Consider the following 20,757-nt stretch of genomic DNA (forward strand, 5'->3'; position numbering starts at 1 on the left):
GGCCAGTTGTGCGGTTTCGTCGCGGCCACGGATCTCCAGATTGCGGGTCAGGTCGCCCTCGCCCTGGGCGATATCTTCCAGGCCGCTGGTGACGCTGTTGATCGGGCGTACGATCAGCTTGGCGAAGGTGGCACCGACCACGGCGAACAGCGCGGCCAGTACCAGGGCCACCACGCCGATCAGCCAGGTCAGCCGGGTGGTGGTCTGCATCACTTCGCTTTGTTCGATCAGGCCGATCAGGGTCCAGCCAAGCTGTTCGTCCGGGTAGATGTTGGCCATGTAGCGCACGCCATTCAGCTCCACTTCGGCCAGCCCCTTGCCGTGCTTGGCCAGCTCGGCGTACCCGTCGCCAAAGCTCGCCAGTTGCTTGAAGTTATGCTTGGCGTCACGAGGGTCGACCAATACGTTGCCGTTGTTTTCCACCAGTAGCACGTAGCCGCTTTCGCCCAGCTTGATCTGCTGGACGATCTCGGTAAGGCCTTTGAGCGAGACGTCGACGTTGACCACGCCACCAGGGTTGCCCAACTGGTTGGCGACGGTGCGCACGGTGCTGACCAGCACAGCGTCGTCGGCAGCCCAGTAGTAGGCGCCGGTACGCAAGGTCTTGCCAGGGTTGGCCATTGCCAATTGGTACCAGGGGCGGGTGCGCGGGTCGTAATTGACGAACTTCTGCCCGGCCGGCCAGCCGACATAGCCACCGTCATTCACCCCGTAGGACAGGTACGCATAGCTGGGATGCGTGGTGGCCAGGCGGGTCATGAACTCCAGCAGCTTGCTGGCCTGCTCGCCCAGTTCATAGGACGGGGTTGCGCTCATGTATTTGTTCAGTTCGCTACCCGTGGCGGCGACCATCGGCTGCGCAGCCAGGTACTCGACGTTCTGGTTGATGCCCTGGAAGAAGATGTTCATCGCGTTGCTGACCTGGCGGATTTCCCGGCTGCTGCCATCGAGGAATCCGTCGCGGGCTTCGCCACGCAGGTTGAGGACCACAAGGGTCGCCACTAGGACGATGGGCAAGCCGGCGATGACCGCGAATGCCCAGGTCAGTTTCTGTTTGATGCTCATCGACGCTCCCGGATTTGTTATTTTCGACATACGAGGCAGGTAACAATTGCATCGGCAGCATCCGGGTTTAATGTAGGGAAACGCCCGTATTTATTGGATAAAGTCGCAGTTGGTGACTATTCGGTCGTGTTTGGACGTATATGGCATACCAAAAGCGTTGCGGGTGGCTCAGTGACAGCAGCCACCAGCAGTGCCATTGGCCAGATCCTTGAGGATCGGGCAGTCCGGGCGCTCGTCTCCCTGGCAGTGCGATACCAGTTCGCCAAGGGTGTCGCGCAGGCTCACCAGCTCTTCGATGCGCCGGTTCAGCTCATCGATGTGCTGCATGGCCAGCGCTTTCACATCGGCGCTGGCACGCTGGCGGTCCTGCCACAAGGTCAACAGCTTGCCGACCTCCTCGAGGGAAAAGCCCAGGTCGCGGGAGCGCTTGATGAAGGCCAGGCTGTGCAAGTCTTCCGCCTGGTAAAGGCGGTAGCCGCTGTCACTGCGCGTGGCGGGTTTGAGCAGGCCGATGGACTCGTAGTAACGGATCATCTTGGTGCTGAGCCCGCTGCGGCGGGCGGCCTGGCCTATGTTCATGGGGCCTCCTGGGTGTTGCTGGTGGGTTTCCACGCCTTGAGCCACAGCGCGTTGCTCACCACGCTGACGCTGGACAGGGCCATGGCGGCGCCGGCCAGTACCGGGTTGAGGTAACCCAGCGCGGCCAGCGGGATGCCGATCAGGTTATAGATGAACGCCCAGAACAGGTTCTGGCGGATCTTCGCATAGGTCTTGCGGCTGATCTCCAGGGCGGCCGGTACCAGGCGTGGGTCGCCGCGCATCAGGGTGATGCCGGCGGCCTGCATGGCCACGTCGGTACCGCCCCCCATGGCAATGCCGATATCGGCGGCGGCCAGCGCCGGCGCATCATTGATGCCATCACCGACCATGGCGACCACGCCATCCTGCTTGAGCGCGGCCACGGTCGCGGCCTTGTCGGCCGGCAGCACTTCGGCATGCACGTCGTCGATGCCCAGGGCATCGGCCACCACTTTGGCGCTGCCGCGGTTGTCGCCGGTCAGCAGGTGGCTGCTGATGTGTTGCGCATGCAGGGTATCGATTGCCTGCGCGGCGCCGGGCTTGAGGCTGTCACCAAAGGCGAACAGGCCCAGCACACGCGGCTGCGCGCCGCGTTCGACAAGCCATGACAGGGTGCGCCCCTCGGCTTCCCAGGCCTGGGCCTTGGCGGCCAGGTCGCCGGGTGGCAGGGCGCTTTCATCGAGCAGGCGGCGGTTGCCCAGGGCCAGCTCGCGGCCTTCCACGCGCCCGGCAATACCACGCCCGGTCAGCGACTGGCTGTCGGTAACGCCAGGCACGTCCAGGCCTTGTTCGGCACAGGCATCCAGTACCGCCTTGGCCAGCGGGTGTTCGCTGCCGCGCTGCAAGGCACCGGCCAGGCGGTGCAGGTCGGCGCTGCTGCCCACCTGCGCCTGGCTGTGGACAACGCGCGGGCTGCCGGAGGTGAGGGTGCCGGTCTTGTCGAACACCACGCGGTTGACCGCATGGGCGCGCTCCAGCGCTTCGGCGTCCTTGATCAGGATGCCATGGCGGGCGGCAACCCCGGTGCCGGCCATGATCGCTGCGGGTGTGGCCAGGCCGAGGGCGCAGGGGCAGGCGATGACCAGTACCGCGACGGCATTGATCAGCGCGGTTTCCAGCGGCGCGCCGGCCAGCCACCAACCGGCCAGGGTGATCAGCGCCAGTACCAGCACGGCCGGGACGAATACCTGGCTGACCCGGTCGACCAGCTTTTGGATCGGTGCCTTGGCCGCCTGGGCGTCTTCCACCAGGCGGATGATGCGTGCCAGCACGGTTTCGGTACCCAGTGCCTTGGTGCGTACCAGCAGCCGGCCTTCGCCGTTGATGGCGCCACCGGTGACGCTGTCGCCGGGCTGCTTGGGCACCGGCAGGCTCTCGCCGCTGATCAGGGCTTCATCGGCATGGCTGCTGCCGTCTTCCACCACGCCATCGACCGGGAAGCGCTCGCCGGGTTTGACCAGTACCAGGTCGCCGAGGCGCAGTTGGGCAATGGCCACGTCTTCTTCCCGGCCATCGACCAGGCGCACGGCCCGTTCCGGGCGCAGGGCCTCGAGGGCACGGATGGCGCTGGCGGTCTGGCGCTTGGCACGGCTTTCCAGGTACTTGCCCAGCAGCACCAGGGCAATCACCACGGCCGAAGCTTCGAAGTACAGGTGAGGGGCCATGCCGGCGGGGGCTTGCGCCCACTGGTACAGGCTCAAGCCGTAGCCGGCGCTGGTACCCAGAGCCACCAGCAGGTCCATGTTGCCGGTACCTGCGCGCACGGCCTTCCAGGCGGCCACGTAGAACCGCGCGCCGAGAATGAACTGCACCGGTGTGGCCAGCAGGAACTGCACCCACGCTGGCAACATCCAGTGCACGCCAAACGGCTGCACCACCATTGGTACCACCATCGGCAGGGCGAGCAGCAATGCTGCGCCGACCGCCAGGCGTTCGTTACGCAGGCGGCGTTGGGCGGCATGCTGGTCGTCCCTGGCGACTTGCGGCAGGCTGGCGCTATAGCCGGCCTTTTGCACGGCGTCGATCAGCAGGTTGTCGTCGAGGGCCGCGAGCACTTCGAGGTGCGCACGTTCGCTGGCCAGGTTGACGCTGACCCGTTCAACACCCGGCAGCTTGCCGAGAGCGCGCTCTACGCGGCCGACGCAACTGGCGCAGGTCATGCCGCCAATCTGCAGTTCGACGGTGCGGGTGGGTACGCCATAGCCGGCTTCGCGTATGGCCTCGACCAGCGCGGGCAGACTGTTGACCGGGGCCTGGACCCGGGCCTGTTCGGTGGCGAGGTTGACGCTGACCTGTTCAGTGCCGGTGACCTTGCGCAGGGCGCGTTCGACCCGGCCGGCACAACTGGCGCAGGTCATGCCGGAGATCGGCAGGTCGTATGTGGTGGATGCGGGCATGGCTCTCCTCCTTGGACAGGCCTCCAGCATCAACCTTGCCACGCAGGTAAGGTCAATAGCCCAGGCCGGCTCGCTTCAACTCCAGCCCATATTGCCCCATGGCGATGCGGTATTTGTTGATCTGGCCCGCCTGCAGGTTCAGTCGCGTGCTGTGTTGGTCCTCGACACCCGGGGCGCAGCCGGGCATTTGCCCGGGCAGCAGGCGCAGGCGCACGTCCACCGGGCCGGGCGGCAGGTTGAACGAGGTGGACTGCTCCTGGAACACGCGCCCGGAGAGCTGGTCGTTGAGGTAGATGCCGATTTCGCAACTGGTGGCCACTTCCAGACGCTCCCGGGAAATGATCAGCACGCTGTAGTCCGAGTTGCCCTCGGCGCTGGCCGGTGGCACTGCAGCCAGCGTGCTCAATAGCCCGACGACGCCCAATGCTGCCCTGAACATGAAGAATCTCCTGCTTGCCTGATCATCAAAGGCGCAGCTTGGCCGACGCGCGCGCGGATTTCCACCCCGGCTGGTGTTGGCAAGTCTTGACCTTGCCCCGATGGCAAGCTTGAGACTTGTGGAAAACCTGAAGGAGGTAACCCCCATGCAAGTGTTCAATGTACAAGGCATGACCTGTGGCCATTGCGTGAAAGCCGTGACCCGGGCAGTGCAGGAGCAGGATGCCGCGGCCAAGGTGGAGGTCGATCTGGCGGCCAGGCAGGTACGGGTGCAGAGCGAGTTGGCTCAGGAGCGGATCCTCACGGCCATTCGCGATGAAGGTTATCAGGTCGAGGCGGCCTGAATACTGACCTGTGGGAGCGGGCGTGCCCGCGAACACCGGCGTAGCCGGTGCCATCCACCGCGCCGCCTGATTCGCGGGCACGCCCGCTCCCACAGGGGGCGCTCCAGGCTCGGTATTGTTGCAAATGTTTTCACATGGATAGGGGCCACAGCAGGTAGAATCGAGCACTTGCTTAGCCTGCTATGGATTCCTGATGAACCTGCGAATGGTGCTCATCCTGGGCGCACTCAGTGCGTTCGGGCCCTTGGCGATCGACTTCTACCTGCCCGCCTTCCCGGCCATGGCGCAGGCGTTCGCCACCGATGAAAAACACGTCCAGGCCACCTTGGCCGCCTACTTCCTTGGCCTGTCCATCGGGCAACTGGCCTACGGGCCGGTGGCTGACCGCTTTGGCCGACGCAAGCCGCTGATGTTCGGGGTGACCCTGTTCACCCTGGCGTCACTGGCATGTGCCTATGCCCCCGACCTCGATACCCTGGTGCTGGCGCGGTTTGTCCAGGCGTTGGGCGGTTGCGCCGGGATGGTGCTTTCGCGGGCCATCGTCAGTGACAAGTGCGACCCGGTGGCCTCGGCCAAGGTGTTCTCGCAGCTGATGCTGGTCATGGGGCTGGCGCCAATCCTGGCACCGATGCTGGGCGGGGTGCTGGTGAACGTGGCCGGCTGGCAATCGATCTTCCTCGCCCTGAGCCTGTTCAGTGCCGGCTGCCTGTTGGCGGTCAGCCTGGGCCTGCCGGAAAGCCTGCCCGAGCACATACCGCGGCAACCGCTGTCTGGCGCCATGCGCCAGTACTTGCGCCTGTTCGCTGACCGGGTGTTCGTCGGCCATGCCCTGACCGGTGGTATCGCCATCGCCGGCATGTTTGCCTACATCGCCGGTTCGCCTTTCGTGTTCATCAAGCTCTATGGCGTGCCGGCCGAGCATTACGGCTGGTTGTTCGGCACCAATGCCGCCGGCTTCATCCTGGTGGCGCAGGTGAATGCACGCTTGCTGGCCAAGCGCGGGCCGGCATTTCTGTTGGCGCGTGCGGTATGGCTGTACCTGGCTGCGGGCCTGGTGTTGCTGGCCGTGGCGGCAATGCGGCCAACACAGCTGTGGCCACTGCTGGTACCGCTGTTCGTCTGCATTTCCAGCCTCGGCTGCATCATCCCCAACGCCTCTGCCTGTGCCATGAGCGGGCAGGGGGCGCGGGCCGGCAGTGCCTCGGCGCTGATGGGCTGCCTGCAGTTCAGCGTCGCCGCCGGTGCAGCGGCGCTGGTGGGGCTGCTGCATGATGGCAGTGCGGTACCGATGGCGCTGGTGATCAGCCTGTGCGGGGCGCTGGTGGTCAGTGTCGCGCTGCTGACCCGACGCTTGCCGGCCAAGGCTCCCGCATAAGCGGGTGAGGTGCCTGCAGACGGGTTTCCAGCGTGGCGACGAAGGCACGCGCCTCGGCCTCGCTGCGGAAACTGACCACGTGTTGATCGAGCTGGACCTGCCAGGGGCAAGCGGGGTTTCGGCTCGACGCACTGACGACAATTTTCATCGCGGCATACCTCCAAAGGGGGAGAGCGGATGAAGTGTAGCGCTGCACTTTCTGCCCGCCATGACCTGCATCAGTGTCCTGACTGACGGTCGGCAAGAACGTTTTCTACATGTTTTTTCCAGCTTGGGGTGCAATGCCCGCAAGCACGTGGAACCTTCGCTTTGGCTTGCGCTACTTGTGGAAATTGCTTGTCGGCCGCGTCCGAAGTTGCATCCGGTGTTTTTTCCGCCTGTCGTTCCCGGGCTCCTGCCATGTGTGCCGGGCTGCTTGCCCACGCGGTCCGGGCAGCTTTCACGCACTGTTCCGCTGCCTGCCATGGGTAGGCATACCCAGTGGTATTTTGCCTGTGGCACCACTGCGCGGCGCTGCCTGAATGGCGTTTTTTGCGGCTTATACTGGCGAACCAGGCCAGTGCCAGCGAGAGGCGCTTCCCTGCCAGGGGTGGCCATCGCATCCACACAGTGAACTTGCAGGGAGTTACAGGGACATGAACGCAGCCAGCAGTATCAGCCAGATTGCCAGCCTGATGGCCGACCCCAAGCGCAGTGCCATGTTGTGGGCATTGATCGATGGCACGCCGCGGCTGGCCAACGAGCTCGCGGTAATGACAGGCCTGACCTCGTCATCGGCCTGCGCTCATCTTTCGTTGTTGTCGTCGGCCGGTTTGCTCCGACACGAAGCGCGGGGGCGCAAGCGCTACTTCCGGCTGGCCACCCCGCAAGTCGGGGCAGCGGTGGAGGCCCTGGCCAGTGTCCAGTTGGAGAGTGCCAGGGGGGAGCGGGCCAAGGCACCGGTATCACCGCTGCCCATGTCGATACGCAGGGCGCGTCGCTGTGGCGATCACTTGGGGGGGGAACTGGCCGGTGAGCTGTATCACCGTCTGGTGGTGGCCGGCTGGCTGGAGGGTAGTGGTCGGCAGTTGATGGTAAGCGAAGAGGGGCGGACGCAGTTGGCTTTGGTCGGGGTCTACATCGATGCCTTGGCGCCGCACCAGCAACGTGGCTGCGTGATCTGCCGCTGCACCGAGTGGAACGACCAGGGGCCGCACCTGGGCGGCGTGCTGGGGCAGGCCTTGTTCCGGCTGTTCCTGCAATCTGGCTGGATGCGCGAGGCCGAGGACTCGCGGGCATTGCATATTTCTGCGTTGGGTATCCAGCAGATCAATCGCATTGCCCGCGTGCCGACGTTGCAGGTAGGTTGACGGCGCCACAGATATGTCGCCGTCAGGTCATTCAGGCCAGCCGGGCATCCAGGCTGTTCTGGGCCAGTCGACGGGCCTGGTCTTCGGTCATGCCCAGATGGGTGTACAGGGCGTGGAAGTTTTCGGTGACATAGCCGCCGAAGTAGGCCGGGTCGTCAGAGTTGACCGTGACCTTCACGCCGCGCTCGAGCATCTCGAGGATGTTATGTTGGCTCATGTGGTCGAACACGCACAGCTTGGTGTTCGACAGCGGGCACACCGTGAGCGGGATCTGCTCGTCGATGATGCGCTGCATCAGGCGCTCGTCCTCGATGGCGCGCACACCGTGGTCGATACGCTTGACCTTCAGCAGGTCCAGGGCTTCCCAGATGTACTCGGGCGGGCCTTCCTCGCCGGCATGGGCAACGGCGACCAGGCCTTCGCTGCGGGCGCGGTCGAACACTCGCTGGAACTTGCTCGGTGGGTGCCCCATTTCCGAGCTGTCCAGGCCAACGGCGATGAACGCATCGCGGAATGGCAGGGCCTGGTCGAGGGTTTTCTGTGCTTCATCTTCGCTGAGGTGGCGCAGGAAGCTGAGGATCAGGCCACTGCTGATGCCCAGTTGTTCGCGACCGTCCTTCAACGCCTGGTTGATGCCGTTGAGCACCACCTCGAAGGGGATGCCGCGGTCGGTATGGGTCTGTGGGTCGAAGAACGGTTCGGTGTGGATCACGTTCTGCGCCTTGCAGCGTTGCAGGTAGGCCCAGGTCAGGTCGTAGAAGTCCTGCTCGGTGCGCAGCACGTCGGCGCCCTGGTAATACAGGTCCAGGAACTCCTGCAGGTTGTTGAAGGCATAGGCACCGCGCAAGGTCTCCACATCGGCCCAGGGCAGGGCGATCTTGTTGCGCTCGGCCAGGGCGAACAGCAGCTCGGGCTCCAGCGAGCCTTCCAGGTGCAGGTGCAGTTCGGCCTTGGGCAGGGCGTTCAACCAGTCATACATGGTGGGTCATCTCGATCAGGTACGGTTGCCGCCATTCTACAGAGCCTGGCCGGGCATTGCGCACGGCCAGGCTGCGACCTGGTGAATCACCAGACCAAGGGTTCGCCCTTGTAGTTGATGAAGCGCAGGCCGCCGTTGCCGCTTTGCGCCTTGATCTGTTCAAGCATGCCGCGGGTGCTGGTCAGCACGTCGATCTCGGCGTTTTCACCGCCCATGTCGGTTTTCACCCAGCCCGGGTGCATGGCCAGTACGCAAAGGTCGGGGCGTTGTTGCTCGACGACGAAGCTGTTGATCATCGAGTTAAGGGCCGCCTTGCTGGCCTTGTACAGGCAGATTTCGCCGCCATCGGGGATGGTCACGCTGCCCAGGATCGAGCTCATGAAGGCGAGTACGCCGCTGCCTTCGCGTACCTGGCCGACCAGGCGGCGGGCCACGCGGATTGGCGCCACGGCGTTGGTCATGAACAGGTCGCCGATGTCCTTGTTCTGCACCGTCTCAAGGTCTTGCGGCAGAGGCCCCATGACCCCGGCGTTGATGAACACCAGGTCGAAGACTTGGTCTTGCAGGCGTTGCTTGAGGCCATCGAGCTGGGCCGTGTCGTTCATTTCCAGCTGTTCGATGCGCACGCCGGGCACGTCCGCCAGGGCGCCGGGCTGCTGCGGGTTGCGCACGGTGGCGGTGATGGTCCAGCCGTCTTCCTGCAGGCGTTGCACCAGGCCCAGTCCCAGCCCGCGCGAGGCGCCGATGATGAGTGCGGTTTTTGCGTTAGCCATTTGGATGCGCTCCGTGATCGGTTCGAAGAAGGATATTGAGGATAATGCACTGTGGTGCCGAGCGCCTCGTGGTGGGCTGTACGAAAAATCACCAGTTGCGTCAGGCCCTTGTACGGCGTGGCCTTCGGCTTGTTGGCGCACGGGTTATCCACAAGCTGGTCCACAGTTATTGTGTGCAAGCGCAGATGGCTGTGCGGGGGTACGCAGGCTGGGGACCTGGGGATAACGTCAGGAGCATCAACGGTTTGCGGCTGTCATCAAATGGTGATCAAAATATGATCAAGCCTCTGTAGCCCTTGATTAATGCTGCCTGCAAGCGAATGCCCCAAGCTTATCCACAGGCCGGCCCACAGTTGTTGTGGGCAATGTTCAACGTGCTTCGAGCAGAATGCGCCCGCGGCTCAAGTCGGCCAACTGCTGCTGCAGTGGCGCCAGGTGGGCGTCACCGAGTGCAATCAACAGGTCCACGCCATTGGCGGTGAACTGCTCATCCAGGACCAGGCCGTCAACCTCCGCCAGGCGCAGCTTCACCAGTGCCAGTTCGCTGAAACTGCAACTGCAGGTGAATTCGCTGCGCTGCACCAGCAGCCGCTTGGGTGCCTGTTGCAGGCATTTGTTGGCGCCGCCGCCGTAGGCCCTGGCCAAGCCGCCAGTTCCCAGCTGAATGCCGCCGTACCAGCGGATTACCAGCACTACCACCTGGTCGCAGTCCTGCGCTTCGATGGCCGCGAGGATTGGCCGTCCCGCGGTACCGCCAGGTTCGCCGTCATCGCTGCTGCGGTACTGGGCGCCAAGCTTCCAGGCCCAGCAGTTGTGGGTGGCGGCCAGGTCGCTGTGGCGTTCGATGAAACTCATCGCGTCGGCGGCACTGCTGATCGGCCCGGCCATGGTGATGAAGCGGCTTTTGCGGATTTCCTCGCGATACTCGCAGAGGTCGAGCAAGGTAGAAGGCATAAATGACGATCAGGCAGCCGGCTTTATGCCGCAGCCCTTCAAAATGATGTGGATAAGATTGTTGCTCGCGTCTTCCATGTCCTGCTTGGTCAGGCGGCTGCGGCCGGTCACCTGGCAGATCTGGGTGGCGAAGTCGGCGTAGTGCTGGGTGCTGCCCCACAGCAGGAAGATCAGGTGCACCGGGTCGACCGGGTCCATCTTTCCGGCTTCGATCCAGGCCTGGAACACCGCGGCCCGGCCGCGGAACCATTCGCGGTAGTCGGCACTGAAGTATTCGCTCAGGCAGGTGCCGCCGCTGATCACTTCCATGGCGAAAATCCGCGAGGCTTGCGGGTTGCGCCGGGAGAACTCCATCTTGGTGCGGATGTACTGGCTCAGGGCTTCGCCCGGATCGTCGTCGACGCTCAAGGCGTTGAAGGTGCTGTCCCACAACTCGATGATGTTGCTGAGTACTGCAATGTACAGGCCCAGCTTGTTGGTGAAGTAGTAATGCAGATTGGCCTTGGGCAACCCCGCCTTGAGGGCGATGGTGTTCATGCTGGTGCCCTTGAAACCATGGCGGGCAAACTCGTCTTCGGCGGCCTGGATAATGGCCTGTTCGTTCTTCTGGCGGATGCGGCCCGCGGGCTTGCCCGAGGCGGAGAGGCGATGCGCAGGGACTTCTAGGGTCATGGACGATTCCGTACGGGTCAGTGGCTGCGGCTGTCGGACAAGATTACCTGCCTGTGCCGAAGTGACAAGCGTTTGCGGCACAGACTGGCATCAGCGTGTCGCAGCCAGGCTTTCGAGGAAGCTTTCCAGTACCAGGTTCGGCCGCCGGCCCTTGCGCGTTACCCAGCTGAGACTCAGATCATAGAAGCGTTCCCGGGGCTTGAGGGCACGCAAGCGGCCTTGCTGCACCCAGAACGTGGCGTAGTGGTCTGGCAGGTAGCCGATGTAGCGCCCGGTAAGGATGAGAAACGCCATGCCTTCGCGGTCCGAAGCACTGGCCGTGCAATTCAGTGCCTGGTAATGCGCCTGGATTTCGGCCGGCAGGCGGAAGGTGGGGGTGATGGCTTCCTGGCTGTTGAGGCGGTCGTCGTCGATCTGCTGGTCATCTGCATAGAACAGCGGGTGGCCGACTGCGCAGTACAGCAGCGAGCGCTCACTGTACAGCGGCTGGTACTCGAGGCCCGACAGCGGGCTGGTCTGCGGCACCACGCCGACATGCAGGCTGCCATCAAGCACGCCGTGCTCGACCTGGCTGGGTGCGATCATGCGGATCTGGATGCGCACATCGGGGCCGCGGTCCTTGAGCTCGGCCAGGGCATGGGTAATGCGCATGTGCGGCAGCGTCACAAGGTTATCGGTCAGGCCAATGTTCAGCTCGCCACGCAAATGCTGGTGCAGGCCGTTGACCTCGGTGCGAAAGCTTTCCAGAGCGCTGAGCAGTTGCAGCGCCGAGTGGTAGACCTCGCGGCCTTCCTCGGTCAGCGAGAACCCGGCGCGTCCGCGCTGGCACAGGCGCAGGCCAAGGCGTTGCTCAAGGTCGTTCATTTGCTGGCTGATGGCCGAACGGCCAATGCCCAGCACGTTTTCGGCGGCCGAGAAACCGCCACACTCTACGACACTGCGATAGATCTTCAGCAGACGGATGTCAAAATCGCTGACTTGGGCGAGTGGATCGGGGCGTCGGCTCATTAGTTTAGTCAGGGCCTGTCTGAAGATTAGAAATGTTGGCTTTTCCAGACTTTATCGCCGTGCCAATTTAGCTGCAACAACATCCATCGTTGCCTAATCGTCTTCCGAGGAACCGCCGATGAACATGCCCGAAACCGCCCCCGCCGGTATCGCCAGCCAGCTCAAGCTGGATGCGCACTGGATGCCCTACACCGCCAACCGCAACTTCCAGCGCGACCCACGCCTGATCGTGGCGGCCGAAGGCAGCTACCTGTTCGACGACCAGGGGCGCAAGATCTTCGATGCCCTGTCCGGTTTGTGGACCTGCGGCGCCGGGCACACCCGCAAGGAAATCACCGAAGCGGTGGCTCGTCAGATCGGCACACTGGACTACTCCCCGGCCTTCCAGTTCGGCCACCCGCTGTCGTTCCAGCTGGCCGAGAAGATCACCGAACTTACCCCGGGCGACCTGAACCATGTGTTCTATACCAACTCCGGTTCCGAGTGTGCCGACACCGCGCTGAAGATGGTGCGTGCCTACTGGCGTCTGAAAGGCCAGGCGACCAAGACCAAGATTATCGGCCGTGCTCGCGGCTACCACGGCGTGAACATCGCCGGCACCAGCCTCGGTGGCGTCAACGGTAACCGCAAGCTGTTCGGTCAGCTGCTGGATGTCGACCACCTGCCTCACACCGTGCTGCCGGTCAACGCCTTCTCCAAAGGCATGCCGGAAGAGGGTGGTATTGCCCTCGCTGATGAGATGCTCAAGCTGATCGAGCTGCACGACGCCTCCAACATCGCTGCCGTGATCGTCGAGCCGCTGGCAGGTTCGGCTGGTGTTCTGCCGCCGCCGAAGGGTTACCTGAAGCGCCTGCGTGAAATCTGCACCCAGCACAACATCCTGCTGATCTTCGACGAAGTGATTACCGGCTTCGGCCGCATGGGCGCTATGACTGGCTCCGAAGCCTTCGGCGTGACCCCGGACCTTATGTGCATCGCCAAGCAGGTGACCAACGGCGCCATCCCGATGGGCGCGGTTATCGCCAGCAGCGAGATCTACCAGACCTTCATGAACCAGCCGACCCCGGAGTACGCCGTGGAATTCCCGCACGGCTACACCTACTCGGCCCACCCGGTAGCCTGCGCCGCCGGTATCGCCGCGCTGGACCTGCTGCAGAAGGAAAACCTGGTGCAGGCCGCCGCCGAGCTGGCGCCGCACTTCGAGAAGCTGCTGCATGGCGTGAAGGGCACCAAGAACATCGTCGATATCCGCAACTACGGCCTGGCCGGCGCGATCCAGATCGCTGCCCGCGACGGTGATGCCATCGTGCGTCCGTACGAGGCGGCGATGAAACTGTGGAAGAAAGGCTTCTATGTACGCTTCGGTGGCGACACCCTGCAGTTCGGCCCAACCTTCAACACCACGCCGCAGGAACTGGATCGCCTGTTCGACGCAGTAGGCGAAACCCTGAACCTGATCGACTGATCTTTCCGATTCTGATGCCTGGCGCGTGAACGCATCGCGCGCCTGCCTCAACCTTCTTTATCTGGAGTTTTGCATGAGCATTGTTCAGCACCTGATCCACGGCGAACTGGTTACCAAGGGTGAGCGCACCGCCGATGTCTTCAACCCGTCCACCGGCCAGGCCGTGCGCAAAGTCGAGTTGGCCAGCCGCGCGACCGTGCAGGAAGCGATCGACTCGGCCAAGGCTGCCTTCCCGGCCTGGCGTAACACCCCACCGGCCAAGCGCGCCCAGGTGATGTTCCGCTTCAAGCAACTGTTGGAGCAGAACGAAGCGCGTATCTCGCAGATGATTAGCGAAGAGCACGGCAAGACCCTGGAAGATGCTGCCGGCGAACTGAAGCGTGGCATCGAGAACGTCGAGTTCGCCTGCGCCGCGCCGGAAGTGCTCAAAGGCGAGTACAGCCGCAACGTTGGCCCGAACATCGATGCCTGGTCCGACTTCCAGCCACTGGGCGTGGTTGCCGGTATCACCCCGTTCAACTTCCCGGCCATGGTGCCGCTGTGGATGTACCCACTGGCCATCGCCTGCGGTAACGCCTTCATCCTCAAGCCTTCCGAGCGCGACCCGAGCTCGACTCTGTTCATCGCCCAGCTGCTGCTGGAAGCCGGCCTGCCGAAGGGCATCCTCAACGTGGTGCACGGCGACAAGGAAGCGGTGGATGCGCTGATCGAAGCGCCGGAAGTGAAGGCCCTGAGCTTCGTCGGTTCGACTCCGATCGCTGAGTACATCTACGCTGAAGGCACCAAGCGCGGCAAGCGTGTGCAGGCCCTGGGTGGTGCGAAGAACCATGCGGTGCTGATGCCGGATGCCGACCTGGACAATGCCGTGAGCGCACTGATGGGGGCGGCCTACGGTTCGTGCGGCGAGCGTTGCATGGCCATTTCGGTGGCGGTATGCGTGGGTGACCAGGTGGCTGACGCCCTGATTGCCAAGCTGGAACCGCAGATCAAGGCCCTGAAGATTGGTGCCGGCACCTCGTGCGGCCTGGACATGGGCCCGCTGGTGACGGCTGCTGCCCGTGACAAGGTGGTGGGCTACATTGATGACGGTGTTGCTGCTGGCGCCAAGCTGGTGGTGGATGGCCGTGGCTTCCGTGTGGCTGGTAATGAGGATGGCTACTTCGTCGGCGGCACCCTGTTCGACAAGGTGACCCCGGAGATGCGTATCTATAAGGAAGAGATCTTCGGCCCGGTGCTTTGCGTAGTGCGTGTGAACAGCCTGGAGCAGGCCATGCAACTGATCAACGATCATGAGTATGGCAACGGCACCTGCATCTTCACCCGTGACGGTGAAGCGGCGCGCCTGTTCTGCGACGAGATCGAAGTGGGCATGGTCGGTGTGAACGTACCGCTGCCGGTGCCGGTGGCCTACCACAGCTTTGGTGGCTGGAAGCGCTCGCTGTTCGGTGACCTGCATGCCTATGGTCCGGACGGTGTGCGCTTCTATACCCGTCGCAAGGCGATTACCCAGCGCTGGCCGCAGCGGGCCAGCCATGAGGCTTCGCAGTTTGCGTTCCCTAGTTTGTAAGGGATGACGCAGAAGCGGGGAGGCCGACAGGCCTCCCCGCTTTGTTTTTCAGCGATATTAAAGTTTCTTGAAATTAAAGGTTGACGCCCTCTCGAATCCCCTTATAATGCGCCCCACTTCCAGCGATATCGGAACGACAAACTTCTTGAAATTCAACAAGTTAGGTTGTTCGGAAAGAGTTGAAAGGGCTACGATCAAATGATCGACAGCGGTTGAGATGATGGTTGACAGTGCTTCTAAACGCTGTATGATTCGCCTCCCGCTACGAGAGATCGCAGCGAGTCAAGTGTTTGAAGTTAAACGAGTTTCTCGCAAAAAACTTCAAAATAAACGCTTGACAGCAAATGAGGAAAGCGTAGAATGCGCGCATCGGTTGAGACGAAACACTCTTAGCCAAACGCTCTTTAACAAATCGAATCAAGCAATTCGTGTGGGTGCTTGTGAGTACGGACTGATAGTCACAAAGATTATCAGCATCACAAGTGGCCATGCGAGAAATCACATAGTCATTTGAGATTGCTGAGCCAAGTTTAGGGTTTCTTAAAAACCCAAGCAGTATTGAACTGAAGAGTTTGATCATGGCTCAGATTGAACGCTGGCGGCAGGCCTAACACATGCAAGTCGAGCGGATGACGGGAGCTTGCTCCTTGATTCAGCGGCGGACGGGTGAGTAATGCCTAGGAATCTGCCTGGTAGTGGGGGACAACGTTTCGAAAGGAACGCTAATACCGCATACGTCCTACGGGAGAAAGCAGGGGACCTTCGGGCCTTGCGCTATCAGATGAGCCTAGGTCGGATTAGCTAGTTGGTGAGGTAATGGCTCACCAAGGCGACGATCCGTAACTGGTCTGAGAGGATGATCAGTCACACTGGAACTGAGACACGGTCCAGACTCCTACGGGAGGCAGCAGTGGGGAATATTGGACAATGGGCGAAAGCCTGATCCAGCCATGCCGCGTGTGTGAAGAAGGTCTTCGGATTGTAAAGCACTTTAAGTTGGGAGGAAGGGCAGTAAGTTAATACCTTGCTGTTTTGACGTTACCGACAGAATAAGCACCGGCTAACTCTGTGCCAGCAGCCGCGGTAATACAGAGGGTGCAAGCGTTAATCGGAATTACTGGGCGTAAAGCGCGCGTAGGTGGTTCGTTAAGTTGGATGTGAAAGCCCCGGGCTCAACCTGGGAACTGCATCCAAAACTGGCGAGCTAGAGTACGGTAGAGGGTGGTGGAATTTCCTGTGTAGCGGTGAAATGCGTAGATATAGGAAGGAACACCAGTGGCGAAGGCGACCACCTGGACTGATACTGACACTGAGGTGCGAAAGCGTGGGGAGCAAACAGGATTAGATACCCTGGTAGTCCACGCCGTAAACGATGTCAACTAGCCGTTGGAATCCTTGAGATTTTAGTGGCGCAGCTAACGCATTAAGTTGACCGCCTGGGGAGTACGGCCGCAAGGTTAAAACTCAAATGAATTGACGGGGGCCCGCACAAGCGGTGGAGCATGTGGTTTAATTCGAAGCAACGCGAAGAACCTTACCAGGCCTTGACATGCAGAGAACTTTCCAGAGATGGATTGGTGCCTTCGGGAGCTCTGACACAGGTGCTGCATGGCTGTCGTCAGCTCGTGTCGTGAGATGTTGGGTTAAGTCCCGTAACGAGCGCAACCCTTGTCCTTAGTTACCAGCACGTTATGGTGGGCACTCTAAGGAGACTGCCGGTGACAAACCGGAGGAAGGTGGGGATGACGTCAAGTCATCATGGCCCTTACGGCCTGGGCTACACACGTGCTACAATGGTCGGTACAGAGGGTTGCCAAGCCGCGAGGTGGAGCTAATCTCACAAAACCGATCGTAGTCCGGATCGCAGTCTGCAACTCGACTGCGTGAAGTCGGAATCGCTAGTAATCGCGAATCAGAATGTCGCGGTGAATACGTTCCCGGGCCTTGTACACACCGCCCGTCACACCATGGGAGTGGGTTGCACCAGAAGTAGCTAGTCTAACCTTCGGGAGGACGGTTACCACGGTGTGATTCATGACTGGGGTGAAGTCGTAACAAGGTAGCCGTAGGGGAACCTGCGGCTGGATCACCTCCTTAATCGACGACATCAGCCTGCTGATGAGCTCCCACACGAATTGCTTGATTCATGGTTGAAGACGATCAAGATCCTGTATGGATCTTGTGTTGTTCCTGGTCAGAACTTGGAAATGAGCATTCGTTTCGAATGTTGATTTCTGACTTTTGTCAGATCGTTCTTTAAAAATTCGGATATGTGATAGATATAGACTGATGGCCAGTTTCACTGCTGGTTAATCAGGCTAAGGTAAAATTTGTGAGTTCTGCTCGAAAGAGCAACATGCGAATTTTCGGCGAATGTCGTCTTCACAGTATAACCAGATTGCTTGGGGTTATATGGTCAAGTGAAGAAGCGCATACGGTGGATGCCTTGGCAGTCAGAGGCGATGAAAGACGTGGTAGCCTGCGATAAGCTTTGGGGAGTCGGCAAACAGACTGTGATCCAGAGATCTCTGAATGGGGGAACCCACTCAGCATAAGCTGAGTATCTTGTACTGAATACATAGGTGCAAGAGGCGAACCAGGGGAACTGAAACATCTAAGTACCCTGAGGAAAAGAAATCAACCGAGATTCCCTTAGTAGTGGCGAGCGAACGGGGACCAGCCCTTAAGTTGATTTGAGATTAGTGGAACGCTCTGGAAAGTGCGGCCATAGTGGGTGATAGCCCCGTACACGAAAATCTCTTGTCAATGAAATCGAGTAGGACGGAGCACGAGAAACTTTGTCTGAATATGGGGGGACCATCCTCCAAGGCTAAATACTACTGACTGACCGATAGTGAACCAGTACCGTGAGGGAAAGGCGAAAAGAACCCCGGAGAGGGGAGTGAAATAGAACCTGAAACCGTATGCGTACAAGCAGTGGGAGCCTACTTTGTTAGGTGACTGCGTACCTTTTGTATAATGGGTCAGCGACTTATATTCAGTGGCGAGCTTAACCGAATAGGGGAGGCGTAGCGAAAGCGAGTCTTAATAGGGCGCTTAGTCGCTGGGTATAGACCCGAAACCGGGCGATCTATCCATGGGCAGGTTGAAGGTTAGGTAACACTGACTGGAGGACCGAACCGACTACCGTTGAAAAGTTAGCGGATGACCTGTGGATCGGAGTGAAAGGCTAATCAAGCTCGGAGATAGCTGGTTCTCCTCGAAAGCTATTTAGGTAGCGCCTCATGTATCACTCCAGGGGGTAGAGCACTGTTTCGGCTAGGGGGTCATCCCGACTTACCAAACCGATGCAAACTCCGAATACCTGGAAGTGCCGAGCATGGGAGACACACGGCGGGTGCTAACGTCCGTCGTGAAAAGGGAAACAACCCAGACCGTCAGCTAAGGTCCCAAAGTCATGGTTAAGTGGGAAACGATGTGGGAAGGCTTAGACAGCTAGGAGGTTGGCTTAGAAGCAGCCACCCTTTAAAGAAAGCGTAATAGCTCACTAGTCGAGTCGGCCTGCGCGGAAGATGTAACGGGGCTCAAACCATGCACCGAAGCTACGGGTGTCATCTTTGATGACGCGGTAGAGGAGCGTTCTGTAAGCCTGTGAAGGTGAGTTGAGAAGCTTGCTGGAGGTATCAGAAGTGCGAATGCTGACATGAGTAACGACAATGCGAGTGAAAAACTCGCACGCCGAAAGACCAAGGTTTCCTGCGCAACGTTAATCGACGCAGGGTTAGTCGGTCCCTAAGGCGAGGCTGAAAAGCGTAGTCGATGGAAAACAGGTTAATATTCCTGTACTTCCAGTTATTGCGATGGAGGGACGGAGAAGGTTAGGCCAGCCTGGCGTTGGTTGTCCAGGTTTAAGGTGGTAGGCTGAAATCTTAGGCAAATCCGGGATTTCAAGGCCGAGAGCTGATGACGAGTTGCCTTCAGGCGACGAAGTGGTTGATACCATGCTTCCAAGAAAAGCTCCTAAGCTTCAGATAACTGGGAACCGTACCCCAAACCGACACAGGTGGTTAGGTAGAGAATACCAAGGCGCTTGAGAGAACTCGGGTGAAGGAACTAGGCAAAATGGCACCGTAACTTCGGGAGAAGGTGCGCCGGCGAGGGTGAAGGACTTGCTCCGTAAGCCCATGCCGGTCGAAGATACCAGGCCGCTGCGACTGTTTATTAAAAACACAGCACTCTGCAAACACGAAAGTGGACGTATAGGGTGTGACGCCTGCCCGGTGCCGGAAGGTTAATTGATGGGGTTAGCGCAAGCGAAGCTCTTGATCGAAGCCCCGGTAAACGGCGGCCGTAACTATAACGGTCCTAAGGTAGCGAAATTCCTTGTCGGGTAAGTTCCGACCTGCACGAATGGCGTAACGATGGCGGCGCTGTCTCCACCCGAGACTCAGTGAAATTGAAATCGCTGTGAAGATGCAGTGTATCCGCGGCTAGACGGAAAGACCCCGTGAACCTTTACTATAGCTTTGCACTGGACTTTGAATTTGCTTGTGTAGGATAGGTGGGAGGCTTTGAAGTGGGGACGCCAGTTCTCATGGAGCCATCCTTGAAATACCACCCTGGCAACTTTGAGGTTCTAACTCAGGTCCGTTATCCGGATCGAGGACAGTGTATGGTGGGTAGTTTGACTGGGGCGGTCTCCTCCCAAAGAGTAACGGAGGAGTACGAAGGTGCGCTCAGACCGGTCGGAAATCGGTCGTAGAGTATAAAGGCAAAAGCGCGCTTGACTGCGAGACAAACACGTCGAGCAGGTACGAAAGTAGGTCTTAGTGATCCGGTGGTTCTGTATGGAAGGGCCATCGCTCAACGGATAAAAGGTACTCCGGGGATAACAGGCTGATACCGCCCAAGAGTTCATATCGACGGCGGTGTTTGGCACCTCGATGTCGGCTCATCACATCCTGGGGCTGAAGCCGGTCCCAAGGGTATGGCTGTTCGCCATTTAAAGTGGTACGCGAGCTGGGTTTAGAACGTCGTGAGACAGTTCGGTCCCTATCTGCCGTGGACGTTTGAGATTTGAGAGGGGCTGCTCCTAGTACGAGAGGACCGGAGTGGACGAACCTCTGGTGTTCCGGTTGTCACGCCAGTGGCATTGCCGGGTAGCTATGTTCGGAAGAGATAACCGCTGAAAGCATCTAAGCGGGAAACTTGCCTCAAGATGAGATCTCACTGGGATCTTGAATCCCCTAAAGGGCCGTCGAAGACTACGACGTTGATAGGTTGGGTGTGTAAGCGCTGTGAGGCGTTGAGCTAACCAATACTAATTGCCCGTGAGGCTTGACCATATAACACCCAAGCAATTTGCTAGCGCAGATTGCGGTGGTGAAGACGAAACAACCGAAAGTTCGCAACATCACAAATATCGCATATCCGAATTCGCTGGGCTGTCCATCTGGACATTCTGGCAACAGAATTTCTTGACGACCATAGAGCATTGGAACCACCTGATCCCATCCCGAACTCAGCAGTGAAACGATGCATCGCCGATGGTAGTGTGGGGTTTCCCCATGTGAGAGTAGGTCATCGTCAAGATTCATTTCGCAAAACCCCTATCTGCGCATGCAGGTAGGGGTTTTGTCTTTCTGGCGCAAAAATTCCCAAGCATACGCCGCCCCTGTGGGAGCGGGTTCACCCGCGAATGCCGGCAAGGCCGGTGCCATCCACCGCGTCGCCTGCTTCGCGGCGGTTCGACGCCTCGACTCGCCCGCACTGGTCACCGTTCAATCGTCGCCTCCCACAATTCGAGCCAGAACACTAGAATAGGCCCACGCA

The 20,757-nt window shown here is 60.2% G+C and carries 14 protein-coding genes, 3 rRNA genes and 1 pseudogene; 8 read left to right on the plus strand and 10 right to left on the minus strand.

Going from position 1 to position 20,757, the window contains the following annotated elements; translation table 11 throughout:
- Positions 1-27: 27 nt before the first annotated feature.
- The 4 genes and pseudogenes from NY023_RS27665 to NY023_RS02995 all read right to left on the minus strand — a co-directional run.
- Positions 28-1,095, minus strand: a pseudogene (locus NY023_RS27665) (cache domain-containing protein); the annotation flags it as partial.
- A 138-nt stretch (positions 1,096-1,233) separates the two neighbouring features.
- Positions 1,234-1,644, minus strand: coding sequence for a Cu(I)-responsive transcriptional regulator (cueR, locus tag NY023_RS02985; RefSeq protein WP_023663456.1), 411 nt, complete (start codon positions 1,642-1,644; stop codon positions 1,234-1,236).
- Complete coding sequence (locus NY023_RS02990; RefSeq protein WP_013970735.1) at positions 1,641-4,040, minus strand: heavy metal translocating P-type ATPase; 2,400 nt, start codon at positions 4,038-4,040, stop codon at positions 1,641-1,643. Before NY023_RS02990 ends, cueR begins: the two co-directional genes overlap by 4 nt.
- A 52-nt stretch (positions 4,041-4,092) precedes the next feature.
- The gene (locus NY023_RS02995; RefSeq protein WP_013970736.1) at positions 4,093-4,479 is read right to left on the minus strand and encodes a hypothetical protein; all 387 of its coding nucleotides are present in this window, start codon (positions 4,477-4,479) and stop codon (positions 4,093-4,095) included.
- Positions 4,480-4,624: 145 nt separating this feature from the next.
- Between NY023_RS02995 and NY023_RS03000 the strand changes: the two genes are divergently transcribed.
- Both NY023_RS03000 and NY023_RS03005 read left to right on the plus strand, forming a co-directional pair.
- Complete coding sequence (locus tag NY023_RS03000) at positions 4,625-4,822, plus strand: heavy-metal-associated domain-containing protein (protein ID WP_003257072.1); 198 nt, start codon at positions 4,625-4,627, stop codon at positions 4,820-4,822.
- Between the two features lie 193 nt (positions 4,823-5,015).
- Entirely contained in the window at positions 5,016-6,197 is a 1,182-nt protein-coding gene (locus NY023_RS03005) for a multidrug effflux MFS transporter (RefSeq protein WP_024086208.1), read from the plus strand.
- On the opposite strand, the gene NY023_RS03010 is transcribed toward NY023_RS03005, so the two are convergent.
- Entirely contained in the window at positions 6,148-6,345 is a 198-nt protein-coding gene (locus NY023_RS03010) for a hypothetical protein (RefSeq protein WP_075044510.1), read from the minus strand. The two genes, NY023_RS03005 and NY023_RS03010, sit on opposite strands and share 50 nt — an antisense overlap.
- A gap of 487 nt (positions 6,346-6,832) precedes the next feature.
- Between NY023_RS03010 and NY023_RS03015 the strand changes: the two genes are divergently transcribed.
- A complete protein-coding gene (locus NY023_RS03015; protein WP_013970739.1) occupies positions 6,833-7,546 on the plus strand; it encodes an ArsR/SmtB family transcription factor in 714 nt (237 codons plus the stop codon).
- A gap of 31 nt (positions 7,547-7,577) precedes the next feature.
- Here the strand turns inward: NY023_RS03015 and NY023_RS03020 are convergent, their stop codons facing one another.
- The 5 genes from NY023_RS03020 to NY023_RS03040 form a co-directional block, all read right to left on the minus strand.
- Positions 7,578-8,525 (minus strand): adenosine deaminase, encoded by a 948-nt coding sequence (locus NY023_RS03020; protein WP_013970740.1) that lies wholly within the window; start codon positions 8,523-8,525, stop codon positions 7,578-7,580.
- A gap of 86 nt (positions 8,526-8,611) precedes the next feature.
- A complete protein-coding gene (locus NY023_RS03025) occupies positions 8,612-9,298 on the minus strand; it encodes an SDR family oxidoreductase (protein ID WP_013970741.1) in 687 nt (228 codons plus the stop codon).
- Between the two features lie 369 nt (positions 9,299-9,667).
- Positions 9,668-10,252 carry an IMPACT family protein gene (locus NY023_RS03030; RefSeq protein ID WP_013970742.1) on the minus strand — a complete coding sequence of 195 codons (585 nt, stop codon included), beginning with the start codon at positions 10,250-10,252 and terminating at the stop codon, positions 9,668-9,670.
- A gap of 9 nt (positions 10,253-10,261) precedes the next feature.
- Positions 10,262-10,924: a TetR/AcrR family transcriptional regulator gene (locus NY023_RS03035; RefSeq protein ID WP_003257076.1), complete on the minus strand. Its 663-nt coding sequence runs from the start codon at positions 10,922-10,924 to the stop codon at positions 10,262-10,264.
- 90 nt (positions 10,925-11,014) lie between these two features.
- Positions 11,015-11,932 (minus strand): LysR family transcriptional regulator, encoded by a 918-nt coding sequence (locus NY023_RS03040; protein ID WP_013970743.1) that lies wholly within the window; start codon positions 11,930-11,932, stop codon positions 11,015-11,017.
- A 118-nt stretch (positions 11,933-12,050) separates the two neighbouring features.
- Between NY023_RS03040 and NY023_RS03045 the strand changes: the two genes are divergently transcribed.
- The 5 genes from NY023_RS03045 to rrf all read left to right on the plus strand — a co-directional run bounded on the left by NY023_RS03045 (position 12,051) and on the right by rrf (position 20,517).
- Entirely contained in the window at positions 12,051-13,397 is a 1,347-nt protein-coding gene (locus NY023_RS03045; RefSeq protein WP_013970744.1) for an aspartate aminotransferase family protein, read from the plus strand.
- A gap of 73 nt (positions 13,398-13,470) precedes the next feature.
- A complete protein-coding gene (locus NY023_RS03050; RefSeq protein ID WP_023662877.1) occupies positions 13,471-14,964 on the plus strand; it encodes a CoA-acylating methylmalonate-semialdehyde dehydrogenase in 1,494 nt (497 codons plus the stop codon).
- Between the two features lie 560 nt (positions 14,965-15,524).
- Positions 15,525-17,061: ribosomal RNA gene (locus NY023_RS03055) — 16S ribosomal RNA — on the plus strand.
- A 317-nt stretch (positions 17,062-17,378) separates the two neighbouring features.
- Positions 17,379-20,270: ribosomal RNA gene (locus NY023_RS03060) — 23S ribosomal RNA — on the plus strand.
- Between the two features lie 131 nt (positions 20,271-20,401).
- A 5S ribosomal RNA gene (gene rrf, locus NY023_RS03065) occupies positions 20,402-20,517 on the plus strand.
- Together the 16S, 23S and 5S rRNA genes form the textbook arrangement of a ribosomal RNA operon.
- The last annotated feature ends 240 nt before the right edge of the window (positions 20,518-20,757 follow it).

The organism is Pseudomonas sp. NBB (assembly GCF_032701105.1).
GTDB lineage: Bacteria > Pseudomonadota > Gammaproteobacteria > Pseudomonadales > Pseudomonadaceae > Aquipseudomonas > Aquipseudomonas asiatica.